This window comes from Marinobacter sp. (genome assembly GCF_041984545.1).
GTDB lineage: Bacteria > Pseudomonadota > Gammaproteobacteria > Pseudomonadales > Oleiphilaceae > Marinobacter.
The window spans coordinates 108634-132269 of sequence record NZ_JBHIXV010000003.1; the positions used below are offsets into that span (position 1 = coordinate 108634).

The following is a 23636-nucleotide window of genomic DNA, read 5'->3' on the forward strand; positions in this document are numbered from 1 at the left end:
GCCCCAGGGCCTCAGGTCCACTTTTCTCCCGGGCCCTGGTAACCCTCAAAAGCCCGGTGCAAAGACTCGGGCTGGTCGGTCTGTACCAGCATGTCGATGTATTGCTGGCCAAGGAAACCGGCCTGCTCCATGGTGCTGACCATGGCCAGTAGCGGATCAAAGAAGCCATTGACGTTGTAGATGGCGCAAGGCTTGCGATGCAGCCCCAACTGGCCCCAGGTCCAGGCCTCGAACAGCTCTTCCAGGGTGCCAATGCCACCGGGCAGCGCCACGAAACCGTCCGCCAGGTCCGCCATCAGGGCCTTGCGCTCGTGCATGTTCTTCACCACATGCAGTTCTGTCAGGCCGCCGTGGGCCAGCTCCCGGTCCCGCAGGTGCTCGGGGATAACCCCGTGCACCCGGCCGCCAGCGGCAAGCACGGCATCGGCCACCACGCCCATGAGGCCGACATGGCCGCCTCCGAACACCAGCTCAATGCCGTTCCTGCCGAAATAGTCACCCAGCTCCCGGGCCTTGTCGGCGAAGACCGGATTGTTGCCGGTCCTGGAACCGCAGTAGACGGCGATTTTCATTCGCCGTCCCCGATTTTGTCCTGGGTCCGCAGCTCGAAATCACTGGCGTCATGGCGTTCGTGCAGCTGGCTTTCGGGCTCACCCCAGGCGCGGTTGACCATTCGGCCCCGCTTCACCGCCGGGCGCTTGGCAATCTCGTCGGCCCAGCGAATCACGTGGGTGTAGGTGTGGGCTTCCAGGAATTCCGCCGCGTCGTACACCTTGTTTTTCACCAGGGCGCCGTACCAGGGCCAGATCGCCATGTCGGCGATGGTGTATTCGTCGCCGGCAATGTAGCGGTGGTTTGCCAGCTGACGGTTCAGCACATCCAGCTGACGTTTCACTTCCATGGTGTAGCGGTTAATCGGGTACTCGTAGTGCTCGGGCGCGTAGGCATAGAAATGCCCGAAGCCGCCGCCGAGCATGGGCGCGCTGCCCATCTGCCAGAACAGCCAGTTCAGGGTTTCGGCCCGGCCGGCGGTGTCTTTCGGAAGGAAGGCACCAAACTTTTCCGCCAGGTACAGCAGGATGGAGCCCGACTCGAACAGGCGCAGGGGCGGATTCACGCTGTGGTCCATCATGGCCGGGATCTTGGAGTTCGGGTTCACTTCCACAAAGCCGCTGCCGAACTGCTCACCTTCGGTAATCCGGATCAACCAGGCGTCGTACTCGGCCTCCCTGAAGCCGAGCTCCAGGAGCTCCTCGAGCATTACCGTCACCTTTACCCCGTTGGGTGTGGCCAGGGAATACAGCTGCAGCGGGTGCTTGCCCACCGGCAGTTCCTTGTCGTGGGTCGGGCCGGCGATCGGCCGATTGATACTGGCGAACCGACCCCCGCTCTCGGAGTCCCATTTCCAGACTTTGGGTGGTGTATAGGTCGCGTCGCTCATGGTCTTTCTCCTCACAAAGTAGCAGTCAGCTGGCTCCGAGGTCGCATTGAGCCCGGGGCCGAAAACTCTAGCATGGAAGATCAAACAAAAAGAACCACAGGAGTCCCTCATGCCAGGGCGCCTCGTGCTCCTTGTTGCCTATCTGTTGGTATTGCCTCCGGTCCAGGCCGAGCTGTCAGACAGCCGGCGGGCGCTGATCCAGGAGCTGTTTCCGTCGGCAACCGTCATTGAAGACAAGCTGCCGGATTATCCCGTTTACCCCGTTTACCAGCTCCAGGAGCTGATCGGCTATGCCTACGAAAGCATCGACCACAGCCGACTCCAGGGCTTCGCCGGCAAGCCAATAAGCCTGCTGATCGGCCTGGATACCCGGGGACGCTTTACCGGGGTGAGGGTACTGAACCATCACGAACCGGTGTTTCTCCACGGTCTTGGCGAAGAACCGCTGTTTGCCTTCGTGGATCAATACGAAGGCCACTCCCTGAGAGAGCAGATCATTGTCAGTACCTCCAACTCCAGCCGCAGCGGCCGCAGTGCCGACGGTAACGTGGTGCACTTCGACGGCGTCAGCAAGGCCACGGTCTCGGTACTGATCATCAACGACACTGTGCTGTCTTCAGCCCTGAAAGTCGCCCGCACAAAGCTCGAGGGGTTCGCCCAGAGCGCACCTACCCGGGCCAAACCGGATTTCTACCAGCCGCTATCCTGGCAGCAGCTGGTGGATCGCGGTTATATCGGGCACTGGCGGATTGCCGCCGATACCGTCGAATCGGCGCTGGGCCGGCCGCTGGCTGACTACCCGCAAAGCGTGGAGCCGTCGCCCGGCGAGCCCTTCGCCGAGCTGTTCTTCGGCTATATCAATTCACCCATGGTCGGGCGCAACCTGTTCGGCGATGAAGGCTACGCGCGCCTGATGCAGCGACTCGACGACAACGCCCAGGTGCTGGTACTGGTGTCCCGGGGGGCGTTCCTCCATGTTTCCGACGACTTTGTTCCCGGCAGCGCCCCGGACCGGGTCGGCCTGACCCAGAACAATCTGGCGGTGGAGATGCGGGACCTGAACCTGCTGGATCAGAACCTGGATTTTCGCGCCGAGGGCGTGCCCTCGTTTGAAGCAAGCCACCTGTTTCGAGTAGGCGGCAACGCTGGCTTCAACCCGGGCGCCGAGGCTACCCTGAAGCTCAACGTGGAGCTCGCCCGCAACCACCTCGTGGTCGACCGGGCCACCCTGGATTTCCCGGTGCAATTCAACAGCGACCTGTTTGAGGCCGTTGAGCAGGCGCCGGATCCGGGAGCGTCCCGGCAACCGGTCTGGGTTGGCCTCTGGCAGGAGCGCTGGTGGCAGATTTCACTGCTCATCGCAGGCCTGACCGTACTGACCGTCTTCTTCGCCAAACAGAAGTCCCTGAGCCAGAACCCGAAACTGGTACACCGCTTCCGCTGGGGGTTCCTGCTGTTCACCCTGTTTTTCATCGGTTTCTATGCCCAGGGCCAGTTGTCGGTGGTGAACATTTACACCCTGTTCCTGGCCATCTGGGACGGCTTCTCACTGGATGTCTTCCTGCTCGATCCAGTCATCTTCATCCTCTGGACCTACACCTTTATCACCCTGTTCATCTGGGGCCGGGGCCTGTTTTGCGGCTGGCTCTGCCCGTTCGGCGCCCTGCAGGAAATGGCCGCCTGGCTTGGCGAAAAACTGAAGGTCCGGCAAATCAAGGTGCCGGAACACTGGCACAGGCGCCTGATCTTCCTGAAATATCCGATACTGATCGGCCTGGTGGGCACCGCTTTCTACTCGCTGACCATCGCCGAAAAGCTTGCGGAAGTGGAGCCGTTCAAGACCAGTATTACCCTGTTCTTCGTGCGTTCCTGGCCATTCGTGCTCTACGCCGTGGGCCTGTTGCTGATTGGCATGTTCATCCACAAGTTTTACTGCCGCTACCTGTGCCCGCTAGGCGCCGGCCTGGCGGTGCTCGGCCGCCTCCGCCTGTTCAGCTGGCTCGACAGGGTGGAGCTTTGCGGCAACCCCTGCCAGCACTGCAAGAACGAATGCGGCATCAACGCCATTCGCAAGGACGGTCGCATCGACTACGACGAATGCATCCAGTGTCTGGAATGCGTGGTGATTCTCAAGGACGAGGACCAGTGTGTGGACAAACGCCTGCGCAACAAACAGCGGGCAAAGCAGCCCGTCATCCTGGCCACCGATGCCGCAGCAGTATCTTCCTGATCTGCCCTCTAGCGGGCTCAAATTGACTCACCGCTATTATTGAGTGTTCGTTCAAGTTAAAATTGAATGATCGCTCAGATCCGGAAGCGGGTAAAGTGAATTATGGCCAGACACCCACGCTACGACCGAAAAATCGCCCTGGAAAAGGCCGTTGGCCTGTTCTGGGAGAAGGGCTATCACGGCAGCTCCATGAAACAGATCGAGCAGACTCTGGATATGCGCCCTGGCAGCATCTACGCCACCTTCGGCAGCAAGGACGGCCTGTTCTCCGAGGCGCTTGCCAGCTATGCCGAGCAGGGCGGCCGTGAACTGGCGGCGCACATGAACCGGTTTGATTCTGTGATCGAGGGCCTGCAGGCCTATCTGCGGGCCATTGCAGTCGGCTGCGGCCAGGACGATGCGCCCCCGTCCCGCGCCTGCATGATCGTGAAAACCCTGCTCGAAGCCAGCAACACCAACCCGGCCCTGGCGGATCAAGCTAACGGCATCCTGTCCGCCATCGAACACTCCTTCGAGGAACTGCTGGACCGTGCAAAGGCGCGGGGTGAGCTTAAGGCCTCCGCCGACAGTGGCCGTCTGGCGCGCCTGCTGCAGGCCCAGATCATGGGACTTCGGGCCATGGCCGAGCGCAATCCCGGGCCGAGGACGCTGCAGGACCTGGGCAACGACATGGCCAGCCTTCTGGACGGTTACCGCAGCCAGCACTAGCGTTGCTTCCGGCGAGCACAAAATCGCCACTTCGGTAGAATTGTGCCTGCCGGCACCACCGCGTTACCATTGGCGCCCGTTCCGGACCCCACCCAGACAGTCGAGCCAGCCCAGGCTGCACGTCTGTGTTCCAGTGAGGACAGCCAAGCGTTCTTGCCCGAAGTGCGCTTGGCTCTCTTCACTTACAGGTCTGATCGTCATGGAAAACCTTCATCACATTGTCGTGGTCGGCGGTGGCGCCGGCGGACTGGAACTGGTTACCCGGCTGGGCAACAAACTGGGCAAGAAACGCAAGGCGCGAATCACCCTGGTGGACGCCGGCCTGACCCATGTCTGGAAACCCCTGCTACACGAAGTTGCCTCCGGCTCGCTGGATGCCAGCGCCAACGAAATCAACTACCGCGCCCACGCCCGCAAGCACCACTACGAGTTTCAGCTGGGACGCATGAGTGGCCTGGATCGCCGGAACAAACAGGTGGTGATTGCCCCGTTCCACGACATCGACGGCACCGAGGTGGTCCCCGAGCGCCAGATACCCTACGACACCCTGGTGATTGCCGTGGGCAGCACCGCCAACGACTTCGGCACGCCCGGCGCCCAGGACCACTGCCTGTTCCTGGACAGCCTCAAGCAGGCCCGGCGGTTCCACAACCTGCTGCTCAATGCGTTCCTGCGCAAGAACCACGAGGCCTTCCAGGGCTCCGAGCACACCCTGAACATCAGCATCATTGGTGCCGGCGCCACCGGGGTGGAGCTGGCCGCCGAGCTGCGCCTGGCGTCCCGGGAGCTGCCGGTGTACGGCATGAATCACCTGCAGCCCTCGGATGTGTCCATTACCGTGATCGAAGCCGCCGACCGCATCCTGCCGGCGCTGCCCGGCCGGATATCGGCGGCCGCCACCCGGGAGCTGGAGCATCAGCGGGTCAAGGTGCTCACCGGCCAGCCGGTGAGCGAGGTACGATCCGATTCCGTGGTGATGAAAGACGGCACCGAGCTGCCCTCGGAGATGACCATCTGGGCGGCGGGCATCAAGGCGCCCGGGTTCCTGGCGGAGCTGGACGGGCTGGAAGTGAATCGCGGCAACCAGCTGGTGGTGGAACAGACCCTCCAGACCACCCAGGATGTCGACGTGTTCGCCTTCGGCGACTGCGCCGCCTGTCCCCAGCCGGATTCCGAGCGGCCGGTGCCACCCCGGGCCCAGGCTGCCCACCAGCAGGCCGACACCCTGTTCAAGACCCTGTGCAACCGTCTGGAGGGTGATGAGGCGGTGCCGTTCGTCTACAACGACCACGGCTCGCTCATCAACTTCAGCCGCTATACCACCGTCGGCAACCTGATGGGCAATCTCTCCGGGCGCAGCATGTACATCGAGGGCAAGGTGGCGCGCATGTTCTACCTGTCCCTGTACCGCATGCACCAGGTGGCCCTGCACGGCCCTGTGCGCACCGGCGTGATCTGGCTGATGGACCGCATCAGCCGGGCCATGCATCCAAGATTGAAGCTCCACTAACCGATACTCAGCCCCTGTACCCAGTCGATCATCGGCGCGGGGTAAATCCCCAGCACCAGGATGGTCACCGCCAGCGCCATCAGGGTGATGCCGCCCAGGCGGCTGCCCCAGTCGTTGCTGACATCCCGCCGGCGCATGCCGGGCTCGGGCAGGTACAGGGTCACCATCACCCGCAGGTAGTAGTACAGACCAATAGCGCTGCCGGCCACGATGCCGCCAACCAGCCACCAACGGCTCTCGGCCACGCCCAGGGCAATCACATAGAACTTGCCGATGAACCCGGCCGTCAGTGGAATGCCCGCCAGCGACAGGAAGCTTACCGTCATTACCGCCGCCAGGTAGGGCCGGCGCCAGAACAGGCCCCGGTAAACCGGCAGGCCATCGGCGTCCTCGCCACCAAACGGGCTGGACAGGAGGGTTACCACACCGAAGGCGGTCAGGGTGGTGACCAGGTAAGTGACCAGGTAGACGCCGGTAGTTTCCGTAGCCAGGGCATTGCCTGCAACGATGGCCACCAGCAGGTAGCCGAAATGGGCAATGGAGGAATACCCCAGCAGCCGCTTGAGGTTGGCCTGGAACAGCGCAAGCAGGTTGCCGCCCAGCATGGTCAGCACGGCCAGGGCGGTGATCAGGGTCTGTAACCACTCACTGTGGAACACCGGTGCTGCCAGCACCAGACGCAACAACACCACAAAGACCGCCAGCTTGCTGACCGTGGCCAGGAAGATGGTGGCCGGCGCCGGCCCGCCCTGGTAGACGTCCGGCGTCCATAAATGAAAAGGCACCACCGACAGCTTGAACCCCAGGCCCACCAGCATCAGCGCCGCCCCAGCCAGCATCCAGATATCCGCATTGCCTGTCAGTGCGGTTGCCACGCCGTTCAGATCGAGAAAGCCGGTGCGCGCGTAGATCAGCGCCATGCCGAACAGCAGGAAGGCGGTCGCCGCAGCCGACAGCACCAGATACTTGATGCCCGCCTCCAGGGATTTTTCCGCCCGGAAACTGTAGGCCAGCATGCCGTACAGGGGCATGGACAGCAGCTCCAGGCTGATGAACAGCATGGCCAGGTGGTCGCTCGCCACCAGCCCCAGGGCACCGGCGGTGGCGCACAGCAGCAGCAGATAGAATTCTTCCTTGGGGCCGATGTAGCCGGTCAGGTAATGGTGGCTGAGGATCACCGTGACCAGCGCCGACACCAGCACCAGGGTGCCGGCCATCAGGGCCAGTCCGTCCACCGCCATCAGCGGCGGCGCCCCCCGGGGCACCAGGGGCAGCACCACCAGGGCCAGCAGCAGACCGGCCCCGGACAGCACGGCAGTGAGTCCGTGGCGTCGCTGCCAGGCAATGGCCAGCATGGCGACCACCGCCGTGGCGCCCACGATGATCAGGGGCATCAGGGTGAGCAGGTGGGCAGCGGTCAGCATCAGTACACCTCCCCGAGCGCCGCCGAGAGCCCGTCACCGCCGGCGAACAGGGCAGCGACCGCATGGGCAAGACTCTCCGTGGTGTCCAGTACCGGCTGAGGGTACAGGCCCACCAGAATCACCAGGGCCACCAGGCTCAGCATCATCAGATACTCCCGCGGGGTGGGTCCGTGCAAGGCACCGGTGCGATACACCGGGCCGAAATGCACCCGTTGCATGAGAATCAGGGAATAAATGGCGGCCAGCACCAGACCGGTACTGGCAATCACCACCACCACCGGTGCCGTCGGAAAGGTACCGAACAGGATCATGAACTCGCCGACAAAATTGGCGGTAGCCGGCATGCCCAGCGAGGCCGCCACAAAGCATAGAGTGAACCCGGGCAGCACCGGTATGCGCCCCCAGAGGCCACCCATGATGCGCATGTCCCGGGTGTGGATACGCTCGTACAGCTGGCCGCTGAGGATAAACAGGCCGGCCGAGGAAAACGCATGCGCGACCATCAGCACCACTGCCCCCTGGATGGCCAGCTGGGAGCCGGAGTAGATGGCGATGAGCACAAAGCCCATGTGGGAAATGCTGGTGTAGGCGATCAGCCGCTTGATGTCCTGCTGGCCGCAGGCCACCACGGCGCCGTAGACAATGCCCACCAGGCCCAGGGTCATCGCCACCGGTGCGAAGGCCGCCGACTCGGCCGGGAACAGCGGCAGCGCAAAACGCAGCATGCCGTAGGCGGCGGTTTTCAGCAGGATACCGGCCAGGTCGACACTACCGGCAGTCGGCGCCTGGGCGTGGGCATCCGGCAGCCAGCCGTGGAGCGGCACCACCGGCAGCTTGACGGCAAACGCCACGAAGAAGCCGAGCATCAGCCAGGGGGCCAGCGCCTCCGGCACCTCGGTGGTCAACAGCACCTCGTAGCTGAACGACAGCTGGCCGGTGTTGTCGAAATGGATGAACACCAGCGCCAGAATGGCCACCAGCATCAGCAGGCCGCTGGCCTGGGTGTAGATGAAGAACCGGGTGGCGGCCCGGATACGGGTCTGGCCGGCGGACCCGCTGTGGCCCCAGAGCGCGATCAGGAAATACATGGGCACCAGCATCATTTCCCAGAACAGGAAAAACAGGAACAGGTCCAGGGCCAGGAACACGCCCACCACGCCGCCGAGAATCCACAGCAGGTTCAGGTGGAAGAAGCCGATGCGGTGGCCGATTTCATGCCAGGAACAGAGCACGGCGAGCGCGCCCAGAAACCCGGTCAGGGCCACCAGGATGAGGGACAGGCCGTCCATGGCCAGGTGAATCTCTATGCCGAAACGGGGGATCCAGTCCGCCCGCCATTCGATCAGCCAGGAGGCGTGGCCGGGGCCGTCCAGCACAAAGTCGCCGGCCACCCACAACCAGAGGCTGATCAGCAGCACAAACAGCATCGTGGCCAGGGCAATCCAGCGCGGCGCCTGCTCACCCCAGCGATCGGCGTGCCAGCACAGCAGGCCGCCCAGGAACGGAATCACGATCAGCCACACCAAGATCATGGGGCACCTCCCGGCACTATTCCCTGCACCATCGCCAGCGCCAGCAGAATCACCGTTGCGCCCAGAATCATGGCGGTAGCGTAGCCTCGCACCCGCCCGGTCTGGGCGCGCACCAGGGCGCCGTTGAACAGACGGGCGAGCACTGCCACCAGGTTGATAGTGAGGTTGATCAGATCGTAGCGCAACAGCCTGACCAGCAGTTGCCAGGGCTGGACCAGCACCCGGTCATAGAACGCATCAAAACCCCAGGCCTGGTGCCAGAGCGTCCACAGGAAAGCGCCCACGCCCCGGGCGGTCTGTTGGCGCAACCAGTCCGCCCGCTTCAGGAACAGCCAGAGCGCCAGCGCCAGGCCGGCAACGACCGTACCGATGGCCAGCAATTGCAGCAGCGTGTGGCCAGTCTCGGTCCGTTCGCCCGGAGCCACCGGGAACAGGTCGCCCAGGTGGGGGTACAGCCAGGTGCCGACCACCGTGGACAGCACTGCCAGTATTGCCAATGGCAGGTGGTGAGTAAGCCAGGCGGTACCCGGCTCGGCATGGCGGGCCTTGTCGCTGCGGCTGGCCCCGTGGAAAGTGCCCAGAACCAGCCGCACCGTGTACAGGCAGGTCAGCAGGGCACCGAGCAGGCCGGCGAACAGCAGTCCGTTCTGGTCTGCCGCCATGGCCTGCCAGAGAATTTCATCCTTGCTGTAGAAGCCTGCGGTCACCAGCGGCAGCGCCACCAGCGCCGACCCGCCCACCAGGAACCCGGCGTAGGCCACCGGCAAACGCTTCCTCAGGCCGCCCAGTCTCGTCATGTCCTGCTCGTGATGGCAACTGGTGATCACCGCCCCGGCAGAGAGGAACAGCAGCGCCTTGAAAAAGGCGTGGGTCACCAGGTGGAAGACGGCGGCGTCGAAGGCACCCACGCCCAGGGCCAGGAACATGTAGCCGATCTGGCTCATGGTGGAGTAGGCCAGCACCCGTTTGATGTCGGTCTGGGCCAGGGCCGCGAACGCCGCCAGTAGCAGCGACACCGCTCCGATAACGCCCACAAGCCAGAGCACATCCGGCGCCATCAGGAACACGCCGTTGAGCCGGGCAATCAGGTACACCCCGGCGGTGACCATGGTGGCGGCGTGGATCAGCGCGGAGACCGGGGTAGGCCCGGCCATGGCGTCCGGCAGCCAGGTGTGCAGCGGCACCTGGGCGGATTTGCCCAGGGCGCCGCCCAGCACCAGGAGCGCCACCAGGCTGGCGGTGGGATCCCCCACCGACCAGACCTCCGACGCCCGCGCCATTACCTGCTGGATATCCAGGGTCCCCAGGTCCCGGAAGATCAGGAACAGGCCCAGGGCGAGGAACACATCGCCAATCCGGGTAACCACAAACGCCTTGAAGGCGGCCCGGCCATTGGCGCTGTCCTGGTAGTAGTAGCCAATCAGCAGATAGCTGCACAGGCCAACGCCTTCCCAGCCCAGGAACAGCAGCAGGAGGTTGTCCCCGAGCACCAGCATCAGCATGCTGAACACGAACAGGTTCATCCAGGCGTAGAAGCGGGTCACTCCGGCTTCACCGGCCATGTACCAGGCGGCGAACAGATGGATGAAGAACCCGACGCCGGTAATCACCGCCATCATCACCAGGGCCAGGCCATCCACCGCCAGGCCAATGGTGGGCTGGAAGCTGCCCACCTGGATCCAGCTCCAGAGCGTGAACCCGACCGGGCCGTCGTAGAGCGCAATGGCCCAGGCCGTAGCCAGGGCGGCGAGGCCGATGCTGGCCACACCAACAAACGCACCAAACCGCACCCCGAGGCGACCGCCGGAGAGCGCGAGTATCAACGTGCCCATCAGGGGCAGAACAAACGACAGGGTGACCGCCAGCTCCATCATCCGCGCATCCTGCTTGCCAGATCGAGGTTCAGGGACTTGAAGCGCTGGAACAGCTGGATCATCAGTGCCAGCCCCACGGCGGCTTCTGCGGCGGCCAGGGTGATCACCAGCAGGAACATGGCCTGGCCGTCCGGCTGATTCCAGGCAGTGGCGCCCACCACGAAGGCCAGCGCGGCGGCGTTCAGCATCACCTCCAGGCTCATCAGGACAAACAGCATGTTACGGCGCAGCATCAGGCCCACCAGGCCCAGCACAAACAGAATGGCCGCCAGAATCAGGCCGTGTTCCATGGGAATACCTGCCATTACGGTGCCCTCCCCGGTCGCTGCTGGCGCAGCGGGTTGGACCGGCGCCCCACGTGCGAGGCGGCCACCAGCGCCCCCAGCAACAGCAGGCCGGCCAGCTCCACCACCATCAGCCAGGGCCCGAACAGGGTGAGCCCGACCGCCTGTGCGGTCAGCAGTTCGCCGTCAATGGCCCGGGCCATGTCGCCGCCGGCAATCAGGTAACCGAGGACCGCCAGCAGCACCGCCGCGAGCACAGACGGACCCAGCCAGTGTCGGGGGTGGCGCCAGGCGTCGGTGTCGTCGTCCTGGTCCGGGCCCAGGTTGAGCATCATCACCACGAACACGAACAGCACCATGATGGCGCCGGCGTAGACGATGATTTCGAGGGCGCCGGCAAACGGGGCGCCCAGGGCAAAGAACACCAGCGCCACCGAAATCAGCGAGACAATCAGGTACACCACGGCATGCACCGGATTCCTGCCGGTGATCACACCCAGGGTGGCCAGCACCGCCACCAGGCCACTGAGATAAAAGGCCAGTTCCATGGGGCTCATCCTCCGGTTCTAGGGCAACAGGGAGCGGACATCCACCGGTTCCTCCTCGTTGAGGGCCTGGCCCTTGTCCTTGCCGCCGATGGCCATGCCGGCCACCTTGTAAAAGTGGTAGTCGTGATCCTTGCCGGGCCCGTTGATCAACAGGTCCGCTTTTTCGTACACCAGCTGCTGCCGATCGTACTCACCCATCTCGAAATCCGGCGTCAGCTGGATGGCCGAGGTCGGGCAGGCCTCCTCGCACATGCCGCAGAAGATGCACCGGGAGAAGTTGATCCGGAAGAACTCCGGGTACCAGCGGCCGTCCTCCTGCTCACCCTTCTGCAGGGAAATGCAGTCCACCGGGCAGGCCACCGCGCACAGGTTGCAGGCCACGCAGCGCTCCTCGCCGTCCGGATCCCGGGTTAACACGATCCGGCCCCGGTATCGGGGCGGCAGGTCGACGGGTTGGTCCGGGTAGTTCACGGTTTCCCGCTTGCGAAAGCTGTGCATGAACACCATGCCCAGGGTACGCAGCTGGCTCCAGGTGGCCGGCACCAGCCAGAGCACGGATCTGATGAAAGGGACCTTGTCTCGTTCCATATCCGGGTCCTCCCAGGCGTCAGGGGCCAACCAGCAGCATCACCGCGCCGGTGGCCAGAAGATTGATCAGAGTCAGTGGCAGGCAGACCTTCCAGCCGAAGCTCATCACCCGGTCGTAGCGGGGCCTGGGCAACGAGGCCCGAAGCAGGATGAACAACACCAGGAAGGCGCCGGTCTTGAGGGCAAACCAGAGCACCGGCGGCAGCCAGGGGCCCTGCCAGCCGCCGAAGAACAGGGTCACGATCAGCGCCGAAACCAGCACCATGCCCACGTACTCGCCAATGAAAAACAGCCCGAACTTCATGCCCGAGTATTCAATGTGGTAACCGTCCGCCAGCTCCTGCTCCGCCTCCGGCTGGTCGAACGGATGGCGATGGGTCACCGCAATGCCGGCAATCAGGAAGGTGCAGAAACCGAAGAACTGCGGCACCACAAACCACAAACCTTCCTGGGCCGCGACTATCTCCCGCAGGTTGAAGGAGCCGGCGAGGGCCACCACGCCCATCAGCGACAGCCCCATGAACACCTCGTAGGAGAGGGTCTGGGCAGATGAGCGCATGGCGCCAAGCAGGGCGTACTTGTTGCCGCTGGCCCACCCGCCAAGCAGCACCGCGTACACGTTGATGCCGGCCATGGCCAGAAAGAACAGCAGCCCGATGTGCAGGTCCGCAATGCCCCAGCCGGGCGTGATCGGAATCACGATGAACGACAGCAGCAGGGAGGCGAAGGCAATCACCGGCGCCAGCAGGAACAGGGGGCGATCGGCGAAGGGGGGAATCCAGTCTTCCTTGAAGAAGATCTTGATCATGTCCGCCACCAGCTGCAGCAGGCCGAACGGGCCGACCCGGTTGGGGCCGTAGCGGTCCTGCCAGAGCCCCAGCAGGCGCCGCTCGACGATGGTCAGGGCGGCGCCCAGCAGAACCGCGCCCAACAGGATCACCAGGGCCTGGAACATGGCCCAGAGAATGGCCTGCCACTCCGGAGTCAGCCAGCTCATGGCCGCACCTCACAATGGGCGCCCGGCGTAGAGCCCGGGCCCGCGGTCAGTGTGACATCGCCCCCCATTCCCCAGGGCACGCTGCCGGCCGGCAGCCCCACCAGTCCCCGGGGCCAGTCCGCCTGCACCCGTACCGGCAGGGTCACACAGCTGTGTTCGCCAGACACTGTCACCAGCCCGCCCAGTTCGGCGCCCAGGGAGGTGGCATCGGCCTCGCTCAGCACCAGCGTCGGTTGGTCCATCCGCTGCTGGATGGGCCCGGCCAGTGCCGAGGTTTCCTCGCCGCCGAACAACCGCGGCAACACCAGGGCCCGCTGCCTGTCACCGGTCGGCTGCCAGGCGTCGGGAATGTCACGATCGTAGTGGTATCGGCCCGGCACGGGGCCGGCGAGACGGATACCCGGGTCGCCGCCGCGCAGATGGCCACCCACCTCATCGGTGAACTTGTTCCAGGCCTGGGGCGAGTTCCAGCCCGGCGCCCAGGCAAAAGGCACCTGCTGGTGCGGGTGCCGGTAACCGCTGTAACCCTCCATGGAGTAGGCAAAGGCGGTATCCGGATCCTGTGGCACCCGGGGCTCACTGACGCTGCGATTGGCCCGCATGGAGGTGCGGCCACTGTACCGGTGGGGCTCCCGGGCCAGACGCAGGCCCTCGATCCGGAAACCGGCATCGGGTGCAGCAGCGGTCATCAGCTCAAGGTCCGGACAGGCCCTGCTGCAGGCCCGGGTGACCTGATCCAGGGTAATGTCCTGCGGGGGATGGCCCTGCACTTTCGCCGCCAGCCCGTGGAGCCAGCGCCAGCTTTCGTGAATGCGGGCCTCCGGGCGAAGATAGCCCGGCTCAAACACCTGGAAGAAACGCTGGGCCCGGCCTTCCAGGCTGACCACGGTGCCGTCGCCCTCGGCGAAGCTGGCCGCCGGCAGGGAGTAGGTCGCCCGCTCGAGTGTCGGGGTGCGCTGGTGGTCCAGCACCACCAGCGTCCGGACGTTGTTCAGGGCCGGGTCGATCTGCGCCGCCGGCAGCCGCTGGTAGAGATCGTTCTCGAGGATCACCGCGGCATCGGCGTGCCCACTCTCGAGCTGTTCCAGGGCCCACTCCAGAGGCTGTCCGCCAAGCAGCGACAGGCCCGTGCTGTTGGCTTCCCGGCGCACGAACATCAGCCCGCCCCGGCTGGCGCGGCGGGCCAGTGCCCGGGCAATGTTGCCGGCGGCCCGGATGATGGCCGGGTGTGCCAGGGTACCGCCGCTGACCACCAGAGGCTTTTCCGCCGCCATCAGATCACCGGCAATGGCCTGCGCCCGGCTTTGCAGAGACGAATCCAGGTCGGGCACCGAAGGTGCCGATGGATCGATTATGTGGGCCACCGCGTAGCCAAGGCGGGCAATGTCTTCGGGCGCCAGCGCCAGTCGTTCCCGGGCGATGCCATCCAGCTCCGTCGCCGCCGGGTAGGCAATGTACAGCGGCTGGCGGTGGTCCTGGGCCAGGGTCTTGAGCGCATCAGCATTCCACCGGGGTATGCCTACCCGGGCTGCCTGTTCCGCGGGCGGCGTGGTAATGGCCTGGCGAATGGCCAGTCCCAGCCGGGCCGTGCTTTCCATGGGGTCTTCCCCCAGAAGCAGCACGGCGTCGTGGTCCTCCACCTCCCGCAGGGTTGGCGCGGGCAACCCGCAGCTGCGACCGAGGTCCTGCATCAGCGCCAGGCAGGTCTGCTCGCGCGCGTGGATACCGGTGGAAAAGTTGGCTGCACCCACCAGCTCCCGAAGCTGATGATTGCTCTCCAGGCTGGCCCGGGGCGAGCCAATGCCAATAATCCGCCCGGCGTGGCGCAGGGCCTCGGCAATGCGGGCCAGGGCGGCATCGGTTTCCAGCGGCTCCCGATCCTGTTCCGGCCCCGGGAGAAACTCGGGCATACGCGGCCGGTCCGTCCGGTTCACGTAGCCGTAGCCGAACCGGCCCAGGTCGCACAGGAAGAAGCCGTTGACCTCGCCGTGGTAGCGGTTTTCGATGCGCCGGATATCGCCGTAGCGCTCGCCCGGGCTGATGTTGCAGCCCATGGCGCACTGGTGGCAGATGCTGGGCGCAAACTGCAGGTCCCACTTGCGGGTGTACTGCTCGGAGTGGCTCTGGTCGGTGAACACGCCGGTCGGGCAGACTTCGGTGAGGTTACCGGCAAACCGGCTTTCCAGGGTGCCCTCCTGATGGCGGCCAAAGTAGATGTTGTCCTTGGCGCCAAAGGCGCCCAGATCGGTGCCACCGGCGTAGTCGTTGTAGAAGCGCACGCAGCGGTAACAGGTGATGCAGCGGTTCATCTCGTGGGCGATGAACGGGCCCAGGTACTGATTGCGGCGGGTGCGTTTGCGGAACCGGTATCGACGGCGGTCGTGGCCGGTCATCACCGTCATGTCCTGCAGGTGGCAGTGGCCACCCTCCTCGCACACCGGGCAGTCGTGGGGGTGGTTGATCATCAGCCACTCCACCACGCTGGCACGGAAGGCGCGGGCCTCCTCGTCCTCGATGTCGATGCGGGTGCCGTCCGCCGCCGGTGTCATGCAGGACATCACCAGCATGCCCCGGTCATCGTCGCGGTTCTTGTACTGGCGCACCGCACACTGGCGGCAGGCGCCCACGCTGCCCATGGCCGGGTGCCAGCAGAAGTAGGGAATGTCCAGACCCAGGGACAGGCAGGCCTGGAGCAGATTGTCTGCCCCGTCCACCTCGTAGCTCTGGCCGTCCACGTGAATGGTTGCCATGGTGCCCGATTACTCCCCGTCGCCAGTGAATGGTTGGTTCATAGATCCCCCGCCGGTATCGCGTCGGCGTGGGCCTTGCCCGTGGCGTGGCGCACGCCCTGCTCGAATTCGTGCCGGAAGTGACGCAGCGCGGTCTGCAGGGGCATGGCCGCGCCCGGGGCGTGGGCGCAGAAGGTCAGGCCAGGGCCGCAGTCGGCGGCCAGCTTGTCCAGCAGTTCGATATCACCGACTTCCCCCTCGCCCTGTTCCAGCGCCCGCAACAGCTTCACCGTCCAGGGCAGCCCATCCCGGCACGGCGTGCACCAGCCGCAGGATTCCCGGGCGAAGAACTCCTCGAGGTTGCGCATCAGCGACACCATGCTCTGGTCCTCGGTCACCACCGTGATCAGGCCGGTGCCCAGGCGGCTGCCCTCCTTGCCCACGGTGTCGAAATCCAGCGGCAGGTCCAGATGCTCCGGCAACAGAAAGCCGGTGCTGGCGCCGCCGGGCAGCCAGGCCTTGAGCGCCCGGCCATCTCGCAGCCCGCCAGCGCGCTCGAGAATTTCCCGGCCGGTGACCCCCATGGGCAGCTCCCACAACCCCGGCTGGTTGATCAGCCCGGACGCGCCGTAAAGTTTGGTGCCACCGTCTTTGGTGCGATCGCCCGACAACCGCTGGTACCAGTCGGCGCCCCTGAGCATCACCGCCGGCACGTTGCACAGGGTCTCCACGTTGTTCACCACGGTGGGTTTGCCCCAGGCGCCGGACTGGCCGGGGAAGGGCGGCTTGGCCCGGGGATTGGCGCGCTTGCCTTCCAGGGAATTGAGCAGGGCGGTCTCTTCCCCACAGATGTAGCGCCCGGCCCCGGTGTGCAGGGCAATGTCGAAATCAAAGCCGGACCCGGCAATGTCCGGCCCCAGCCAGCCGGCATCCCGGGCCTCGGCCAGGGCCTGCGCCAGCACCCGGGCCGATTCCACATACTCCCCGCGCAGGAAGATGTAGCCGTAGCGGGCGTTGTTCGCATAGCCGGCCAGCACCATGCCCTCGATCAGCAGGTGCGGCTGCTGCTCCATGAGCAGGCGATCCTTGAAGGTGCCGGGTTCCATCTCATCGGCGTTGCAGACGATGAAGCCGCGGGGCATGTCATCGCCCTGCATGGTCAGGCTCCATTTCAGGCCCGCCGAGAAGCCGGCCCCGCCACGGCCACGGACATTGGCCTCCTTCAGAGTGGCTATGACCGCCCGGGGATCGCCGGCGTCCAGTACCCGGCGGAGCGCACGATAGCCCTCTTTGGCCTGGTACTCCTCAAGCTCCACCACCTGGCCGTCGTCGCGCAGCCGCCAGGTCAGCGGATGGGTCTCGGGCCCCCGTTCCGAAGCCGATTGCTGCAGCCGGCTACGATACACGGGAGACTGACGCTGGCCGGTCATGGGTAGCCCTCCAGGATGCCCGGCAGGTCGCCGTCAGCCACCGGCCCGTAGACATCGTCGCCCACCATCATCGCCGGCCCACCGTCACAGGCGCCGAGGCAGCACACGGGCAGCAGGGTAAAGCGGCCATCGGTCGTGGTTTCGCCCAGGCCAATGCCGAGTTGAGTGGTCAACGCCTGCCTCAGCTGATCGAAGCCGGTGAGAAAGCAGGAGCTGCTGTCGCACACCAGAATCACATGCCGGCCCACCGGCTGGCGGAAAATCAGGCTGTAGAAGGTGGCCACGCCCTCAACGCTCGCCGGCCCCACGCCCAGCACCCGGGCAATGGCCGGGATGGCCTCATCCGGTACCCACCCGTGGCGGCGTTGGACAATTTTCAGGGCCTCGATGCAGGCGGCCTGGGGCTGCTCATAGTGGCCCACCTCCGCACGCATGGCGGCCTCGTCGTCCGGGTGCAGCCGGAAGCCATCGGTGGCGATGGTGGTCGGGCCTGCGGTTTGTGGGTTCGGTGTCGGTTCCATCATCAGCGGTCCACATCGGCCATGACAAAATCAATACTGCCCAGGTGCGCGATCAGGTCCGGCACGAAGCCTCCCCGCATCACGCTGGGTATCTGCTGCAGGTGTGGAAAGCTGGGCGTTCGTATCCGGGTGCGGTAACTCATGGTGTTGCCGTCGCTGGTCAGGTAATAGCTGTTGATGCCCTTGGTGGCCTCCACCATCTGCATCGATTCCTGGGGCTTGAGCACCGGCCCCCAGGACACCTGCAGGAAGTGGGTGATCAGGGTTTCAATGTGTTTGAGCATGCGCTCCCGGGGCGGCGGGGTGGTCAACGGGTGGTCGGCCTTGAACTCCCCGGCCGGCATATGGTCCACGCACTGCTGGATGATCCGCAGGCTCTGGCGCATCTCCTCGATGCGCACCTGGCCCCGGTCAAAGACGTCACCGTTATGGCCAAGGGGCACCTCGAACTCGAAGTTGTCGTAACCGGAATAGGGACGTTGCTTACGCAGGTCGAAGTTGCAGCCCGTGGCCCGCAGGTTGGGGCCGGTAACGCCCCAGGCCAGGGCCTGGTCGGTGTCAAAGGCGGCCACATGACGGGTGCGCTCACGCACCAGGGCATTTTCCATCATCGCCCGCTCGTATTCGCGCAGTCGGGGCGGCATCCAGTCCAGGAACTCCTGCACCAGTTTCTCCCAGCCCTGAGGCAGGTCCTGCATGACACCGCCAATGCGGTACCAGGCCGGGTGCATGCGAAAGCCGGTAATGCCCTCGATCACCTTGTACCCCCGCTGCCGGTCGCTGAAGGTGAAGAACACCGGCGTCATGGCGCCCAGGTCCTGGAGGTAGGTGCCGAGAAACAGCAGATGACTGGTGATCCGGAACATCTCGGCCATCATCACCCGGATGGTTTTCACGCGGTCGGGCACCTCGATGCCGGCGAGCTTCTCCACCGCCAGCACGTAGGGCAGGTTGTTCATCACCCCGCCGGTGTAGTCAATGCGGTCGGTGTACGGAATAAAGCTGTGCCAGGACTGACGCTCGGCCATTTTTTCCGCGCCCCGGTGGTGATAACCGATGTCCGGCACGCAGTCGACGATTTCCTCGCCGTCCAGTTGCAGCACAATGCGAAAAGCGCCGTGGGCGGAGGGGTGGTTGGGTCCGAGGTTCAGGAACATGAACTCGGCTCCGTCCCGCTCCCGCGCCATACCCCAGTGCTCCGGCTGGAACTGCAGGGCTTCCTGCTCGGCATTCTGGCCCTCCACCGTCAGGGTATAGGGGTCGAACTCCGTGGCCCGGGCCGGGTAATCCTTGCGCAGGGGGTGGCCGGTCCAGGTGGGCGGCATCAAGATGCGTTCCAGGTGCGGGTGGCCGGAGAAGCTGATCCCGAACATGTCCCAGACTTCCCGCTCGTACCAGTTGGCCGAGGGGAACACGCCGACGGCGCTGGGCATGTTCAGGTCGTTGCTGGTCAGGGCCACCTTGAGCATGATGTCCCGATTACCGGCAACGGACATCAACTGGTAGAACACCGTGAAATCCGACGCCGGCAGGCCGCGGCGGTGGTCCCGCAGACGCTCGTCCACCGCCGACAGGTCGAACAGCAGGTTGTAGGGCGGGGCCAGCCCCTTGAGGTAGCCGAGCAGGTCGGTGAGGGCCTCACGCTGCACCCAGAGCACGGGCATGCCCGTGAAGGTCGGCTGCTCGCACCGCACCGCCTCACCAAAGTCCCGCTGCAGAGCTTTGATCAGGTCTTGGTCGGTCTTTTCCATGCGGCTGCTCATGCTCGTGGTCTGGCTCCTGGCAATACCTGGTAATCGACGGCAAGCGCGTTCTACAGCTTGTCGGGGGTCCTCAACTCGGTGGCCTGGATACGACGATCGCGCCATTTCTCCCGCTGTGAAGGCATCTCGGCCCGATAGACGCCCTGGTCACCCACGACCCAGGACAGCGGGCGGCGCTCCTCCTGGATCGAATCCTGCAGCAGTTGCAGACCCTGCAAGAAGGCCTCGGGACGGGGCGGGCAGCCCGGCACGTAGACGTCCACCGGCAGGAACTTGTCGACGCCCTGCACCACCGAATAGATGTCGTACATGCCCCCGGAATTGGCGCAGGAACCCATGGAAATCACCCACTTCGGCTCCAGCATCTGGTCGTAAAGCTGCTGGATCACCGGCGCCATCTTGATGAAGCAGGTACCGGCGATGACCATGAAATCCGCCTGCCGCGGGGACGCCCGGATCACCTCGGAGCCGAACCGGGCAATGTCGTGGGGCGAGGTGAAGGCGGTGGTCATTTCCACGTAGCAACAGGACAGCCCGAAGTTGTAGGGCCACAGGGAATTCTTGCGTCCCCAGTTCACGGCGGAATTGAGCACCTCGCTCAACTTGCCGGTGAACACATTGCGTTCCAGCTGCTGCTTGACCGGATCCTCGACCCGCTCGCGCCGATCAATCGGATAGCGGGTATTGCCGCCCGCAGACCCGTCTGCCCGGGTCAGGGTGTAGGCCATGACAACCTCCCAAGATGATCACACCGCGGCCCTCCTCCCGATCCCGACGAATCCGGAGGGCCGGGAATGCGTTGCTATGCGCCGCGCTTGCGTGCCGGGCTCTGCTCGGGCGCCCAGTCGAGGGCGCCGCTGCGGCTGTCGTAGATCAGCCCGGCCAGAAGAATGAAGACAAACACCGCCGCGCCCCAGAACCCGGTCCAGCCCACATCGTGGATAACAATGGCCCAGGCGAACAGGAACACCGCTTCAATATCGAAGATGACGAACAGCATCGCCACCAGGTAAAACTTCACGGAGAAACGCTGGCGGGCGCTGCCGGCACCCACAATGCCCGATTCGAACGGAAGTGATCGACTGATGCCGTGGCTGCGACCGCCCAGCAGGCTGGACGCCCCCACCATGAACGCGCACAGTCCGGCCACCGCAAGGATAAAAAAACCGGTGGCCCAGTTCTGGACAACACCGCTGGCCGCGCTTTCGATCATGTACTTCCCCCGTACAGCCCTGCAGCTGCCGATTTGGATACCTGACTTAAAAGCTAGCAACGGCCCCGGCATTGCGCAAACCGGCAGGCATTCCGGCTGGCCACTGCGCAAGCATTTGATGTAAAAGAAAGGGCGGACACGGCAGGGGAATATGAGAAGATGGTCATGGAGCGGGTGAAGGGAATCGAACCCTCGTATGCAGCTTGGGAAGCTGCCGTTCTACCATTGAACTACACCCGCGTACGCAACCTCTGCGAGAGCAATATAAGCGCTGTGCCCGGCCCGGGGCAAGCGTTCTGTCTGGAGCACCGATGGACCCCACGCTAACGCTGATTGGCGCCCTGATGCTGGTCATCAGCATCGTTCTGAGCCCGCTGTCGAGCCGGGTGGGCATGCCTGTTCTGCTGATCTTCCTGGTGGTTGGGATGATCATGGGCGAGGACGGCCCCGGCGGCATCGAGTTCGACAATTTCGAGCTGGCCTTCCTGATTGCCAATCTGGCCCTGGGGGTCATTCTGCTGGACGGCGGCATGCGAACCCGGGCCGAAACCTTCCGGGTTGGCCTGAAGCCGGCGCTGATCCTGGCCACACTGGGCGTGGGGCTGACCGCCGCCGGTGCCGCCGTGGTGGCCTGGTGGGTGTTCGACCTGCACTGGCTGACGGCCCTGCTGGTGGGCGCCATCATTTCCTCCACCGACGCCGCCGCGGTGTTCTCGCTGTTGCAGGGGCGCGGCCTGCACCTGAACGAACGGGTGAGCGCCACCCTGGAAATCGAGTCGGGCAGCAACGACCCGATGGCCATTTTCCTGACCCTCATGCTGGTTACCCTGATCGGCAATAACGGTGAACACGCCGGGTGGGCCGCCCTGACCATGCTGGTGCAGCAATTCGGCATCGGGGCCGTCGCCGGCATCCTCGGCGGCTTCGCCGTGGTGGAGCTGGCCAACCGGATCCGCCTGACGCCCTCGCTGTATCCTTTGCTCGTGGCGGCTGCCGGCATTGCCGTGTTCTCGGCCACCAACGCCATGGGCGGCAGCGGCTTTCTGGCCATCTACCTGACCGGCGTGGTGATCGGCAACCGCCATGTCCGGATGATGCCGATGATTCTCCAGGTGCACGACGGGCTGGCCTGGCTGGCCCAGCTGTGCCTGTTCCTGATGCTGGGTTTGCTGGTAACGCCGTCCGACCTGATTCCGTTGGCCGGGGGTGGCCTGATACTGGCCTTGTCGCTGATTTTCATCATCCGCCCGCTGACCGTGGCGCTCACGCTCTGGCCCTTCGCCTTCAACCGCCGAGAGCTGGGTTTCATCAGCTGGGTAGGGCTGCGCGGCGCAGTGCCGATCGTGCTGGCCCTGTTCCCGATCATCGCGGGTCTGCCCGAGGCGCAGCTGGTGTTCCATGCGGCCTTCTTCATCGTGCTGGTGTCGCTACTGGTCCAGGGCACCACCATGGCGCCCCTGGCCCGCAAGCTGCGCCTGGAGGTCCCGGCCGGCGAAGACCCCTATCGGCGCCTGCCACTGGATGCCCCGGCGGCCGGTGACCACGAGCTGATGCTGTTCCCCCTGCGTGGCGAGACTTGGGAAACGCCCCGCCGGCTGGGCCAGTTACGATTTCCGGAGAACACGGCGGTGGCCGGGGTATTCCGCAATCGGGTCTGCCTGCAGCCGAAAGCCGATCTGGAAGTGTCCAGTGGCGACATGGTGGCCATGTTCGCCACCCCGAACGTGCTGCCGGAACTGGGCAAGGCGCTCAGCGGCCGGCACGCCCCGCGATATCTGGCCGAACGGGCCTTTTTCGGTGATTTCGTGCTGAACGGCGATGCCCTGCTTGGGGATGTGGAACAGGTGTACGGCATCGAGTTTGACGACCTGCCGCCGGAGTTATCCCTGGCCGAGTGCTTTGCCCGACGCACCAAAGGCCACCCGGTGGTAGGCGATGTGGTTACCCTGGGCCCGGTTACCCTGGTTGCCCGGGCTACCAGCGCCGACCAGGTGACCAAAGTGGGTCTGAAGATGGACAGTTCACAAAATGACTGATCCCGGAACCAGATAGCCAAAAAAGTTAACAAAACCCCTTAACAGATGGCCCGCCGCCTATGGTATAAAACGCCTGTGCGAAGATTAACCATTGGTAAGTTAAGGACATGAGCATTCCTCGCAGCCTGCTGGCAGTCATTGCCCTGTTCAGCCTCACCCTGGCGACCCCACTCAGTGCCGACGAGCTGCTGGCCCGTGCCGACGCCCGGATTCCGACACCGGGCGCCTACTCCGGGGCGGACATTCCGACCATCAGCGAGGTCGTCGTTCGCAAGGGAGAGCGTCGCCTGTACCTGATGGACGGTGATGCCGTGGTGAGCAGCTACCGCATTTCCCTGGGCGATAATCCGGAGGGCCACAAGCTGTACGAGGGCGACGAGCGCACCCCCGAAGGTAACTACACCCTGGATTGGCGCAACGCGGAAAGCGACTTCTACAAATCCATCCACATCTCCTACCCCAGCGAACGGGATCGCGAGCTGGCCTCTGCCTGGGGCCTCGACCCCGGCGGCAGCATCATGATCCACGGCCTGCCCAACGACGCCGGCGATATGGCGTTTGCCTACGCTGGCCTCGACTGGACCGACGGCTGCATTGCCGTGACCAACGAGGAGATGGACGAAATCTGGGAACTGGTCTCCAACGGCACCCCGATCAGCATCCTGCCCTGAGTCGAGTCTGACAACAGTATTAAGTTGTTGTCATATGCATAGGAAATTTACCTATCTGCAGTTAACATTCTTCGTGAGAGTGTTTTACACTGTTTCACGACTCCGGTAGTCAACGCCCGGATTTTGTCCGGGCGCAG

General features: G+C 64.5%; 20 protein-coding genes and 1 tRNA gene. 5 read left to right on the forward strand and 16 right to left on the reverse strand.

The genetic code is table 11. From position 1 onward, the window contains the following. Positions 1–11: 11 nt before the first annotated feature. Together ACFC20_RS02350 and yghU are read right to left on the reverse strand one after the other, a co-directional pair. On the reverse strand, positions 12–572 hold the full coding sequence (locus ACFC20_RS02350; protein ID WP_375191594.1) for a TIGR00730 family Rossman fold protein: 561 nt from the start codon (positions 570–572) through the stop codon (positions 12–14). Continuing rightward, positions 569–1441 (reverse strand): glutathione-dependent disulfide-bond oxidoreductase, encoded by an 873-nt coding sequence (gene yghU, locus ACFC20_RS02355; RefSeq protein ID WP_375191595.1) that lies wholly within the window; start codon positions 1439–1441, stop codon positions 569–571. Before yghU ends, ACFC20_RS02350 begins: the two co-directional genes overlap by 4 nt. Before the next feature lie 109 nt (positions 1442–1550). On the opposite strand from yghU, the gene ACFC20_RS02360 reads away from it, so the two are divergent. From ACFC20_RS02360 to ACFC20_RS02370, 3 genes are all read left to right on the forward strand, one after another. Further along, a complete protein-coding gene (locus ACFC20_RS02360) occupies positions 1551–3671 on the forward strand; it encodes a 4Fe-4S binding protein (protein ID WP_375183266.1) in 2121 nt (706 codons plus the stop codon). Positions 3672–3773: 102 nt separating this feature from the next. Then, positions 3774–4379, forward strand: coding sequence for a TetR/AcrR family transcriptional regulator (locus ACFC20_RS02365; RefSeq protein ID WP_375183265.1), 606 nt, complete (start codon positions 3774–3776; stop codon positions 4377–4379). A 199-nt stretch (positions 4380–4578) separates the two neighbouring features. Then, positions 4579–5889 carry an NAD(P)/FAD-dependent oxidoreductase gene (locus tag ACFC20_RS02370; RefSeq protein ID WP_375183264.1) on the forward strand — a complete coding sequence of 437 codons (1311 nt, stop codon included), beginning with the start codon at positions 4579–4581 and terminating at the stop codon, positions 5887–5889. Here ACFC20_RS02370 and nuoN read toward each other — a convergent pair. The 14 genes from nuoN to ACFC20_RS02440 all read right to left on the reverse strand — a co-directional run bounded on the left by nuoN (position 5886) and on the right by ACFC20_RS02440 (position 21032). Continuing rightward, positions 5886–7316, reverse strand: a complete 1431-nt coding sequence (gene nuoN, locus ACFC20_RS02375; RefSeq protein ID WP_375191635.1) for an NADH-quinone oxidoreductase subunit NuoN — start codon at positions 7314–7316, stop codon at positions 5886–5888. The two genes, ACFC20_RS02370 and nuoN, sit on opposite strands and share 4 nt — an antisense overlap. Further along, a complete protein-coding gene (gene nuoM, locus ACFC20_RS02380; RefSeq protein ID WP_375191596.1) occupies positions 7313–8845 on the reverse strand; it encodes an NADH-quinone oxidoreductase subunit M in 1533 nt (510 codons plus the stop codon). The genes nuoN and nuoM overlap by 4 nt, the downstream gene beginning before the upstream one ends. Beyond that, positions 8842–10719, reverse strand: a complete 1878-nt coding sequence (gene nuoL, locus ACFC20_RS02385) for an NADH-quinone oxidoreductase subunit L (protein ID WP_375191597.1) — start codon at positions 10717–10719, stop codon at positions 8842–8844. Before nuoL ends, nuoM begins: the two co-directional genes overlap by 4 nt. Further along, positions 10716–11024, reverse strand: coding sequence for an NADH-quinone oxidoreductase subunit NuoK (nuoK, locus tag ACFC20_RS02390; protein ID WP_375183194.1), 309 nt, complete (start codon positions 11022–11024; stop codon positions 10716–10718). Before nuoK ends, nuoL begins: the two co-directional genes overlap by 4 nt. After that, a complete protein-coding gene (gene nuoJ / locus ACFC20_RS02395) occupies positions 11024–11551 on the reverse strand; it encodes an NADH-quinone oxidoreductase subunit J (RefSeq protein ID WP_375183195.1) in 528 nt (175 codons plus the stop codon). The genes nuoK and nuoJ overlap by 1 nt, the downstream gene beginning before the upstream one ends. 18 nt (positions 11552–11569) lie before the next feature. Then, a complete protein-coding gene (gene nuoI / locus ACFC20_RS02400; protein WP_375183196.1) occupies positions 11570–12139 on the reverse strand; it encodes an NADH-quinone oxidoreductase subunit NuoI in 570 nt (189 codons plus the stop codon). Positions 12140–12158: 19 nt separating this feature from the next. Then, a complete protein-coding gene (gene nuoH / locus ACFC20_RS02405) occupies positions 12159–13136 on the reverse strand; it encodes an NADH-quinone oxidoreductase subunit NuoH (RefSeq protein ID WP_375183197.1) in 978 nt (325 codons plus the stop codon). Then, a complete protein-coding gene (nuoG, locus tag ACFC20_RS02410; protein WP_375183198.1) occupies positions 13133–15886 on the reverse strand; it encodes an NADH-quinone oxidoreductase subunit NuoG in 2754 nt (917 codons plus the stop codon). The genes nuoH and nuoG overlap by 4 nt, the downstream gene beginning before the upstream one ends. A gap of 38 nt (positions 15887–15924) precedes the next feature. Then, on the reverse strand, positions 15925–17295 hold the full coding sequence (nuoF, locus tag ACFC20_RS02415; protein WP_375191598.1) for an NADH-quinone oxidoreductase subunit NuoF: 1371 nt from the start codon (positions 17293–17295) through the stop codon (positions 15925–15927). Beyond that, the gene (gene nuoE, locus ACFC20_RS02420; RefSeq protein ID WP_375191599.1) at positions 17292–17819 is read right to left on the reverse strand and encodes an NADH-quinone oxidoreductase subunit NuoE; all 528 of its coding nucleotides are present in this window, start codon (positions 17817–17819) and stop codon (positions 17292–17294) included. Before nuoE ends, nuoF begins: the two co-directional genes overlap by 4 nt. Then, positions 17819–19579, reverse strand: coding sequence for an NADH-quinone oxidoreductase subunit C/D (nuoC, locus tag ACFC20_RS02425; protein WP_375191600.1), 1761 nt, complete (start codon positions 19577–19579; stop codon positions 17819–17821). The genes nuoE and nuoC overlap by 1 nt, the downstream gene beginning before the upstream one ends. Positions 19580–19629: 50 nt before the next feature. Beyond that, positions 19630–20307 (reverse strand): NuoB/complex I 20 kDa subunit family protein, encoded by a 678-nt coding sequence (locus tag ACFC20_RS02430; protein WP_375183489.1) that lies wholly within the window; start codon positions 20305–20307, stop codon positions 19630–19632. Between the two features lie 74 nt (positions 20308–20381). Beyond that, positions 20382–20789: an NADH-quinone oxidoreductase subunit A gene (gene ndhC, locus ACFC20_RS02435; RefSeq protein ID WP_375183491.1), complete on the reverse strand. Its 408-nt coding sequence runs from the start codon at positions 20787–20789 to the stop codon at positions 20382–20384. 169 nt (positions 20790–20958) lie between these two features. Next, a tRNA-Gly gene (locus tag ACFC20_RS02440) sits at positions 20959–21032 on the reverse strand. Between the two features lie 71 nt (positions 21033–21103). On the opposite strand from ACFC20_RS02440, the gene ACFC20_RS02445 reads away from it, so the two are divergent. Together ACFC20_RS02445 and ACFC20_RS02450 are read left to right on the forward strand one after the other, a co-directional pair. Next, positions 21104–22828 carry a potassium/proton antiporter gene (locus ACFC20_RS02445; protein ID WP_375191601.1) on the forward strand — a complete coding sequence of 575 codons (1725 nt, stop codon included), beginning with the start codon at positions 21104–21106 and terminating at the stop codon, positions 22826–22828. Positions 22829–22935: 107 nt separating this feature from the next. Continuing rightward, positions 22936–23499 carry a murein L,D-transpeptidase family protein gene (locus ACFC20_RS02450; protein ID WP_375191602.1) on the forward strand — a complete coding sequence of 188 codons (564 nt, stop codon included), beginning with the start codon at positions 22936–22938 and terminating at the stop codon, positions 23497–23499. The last annotated feature ends 137 nt before the right edge of the window (positions 23500–23636 follow it).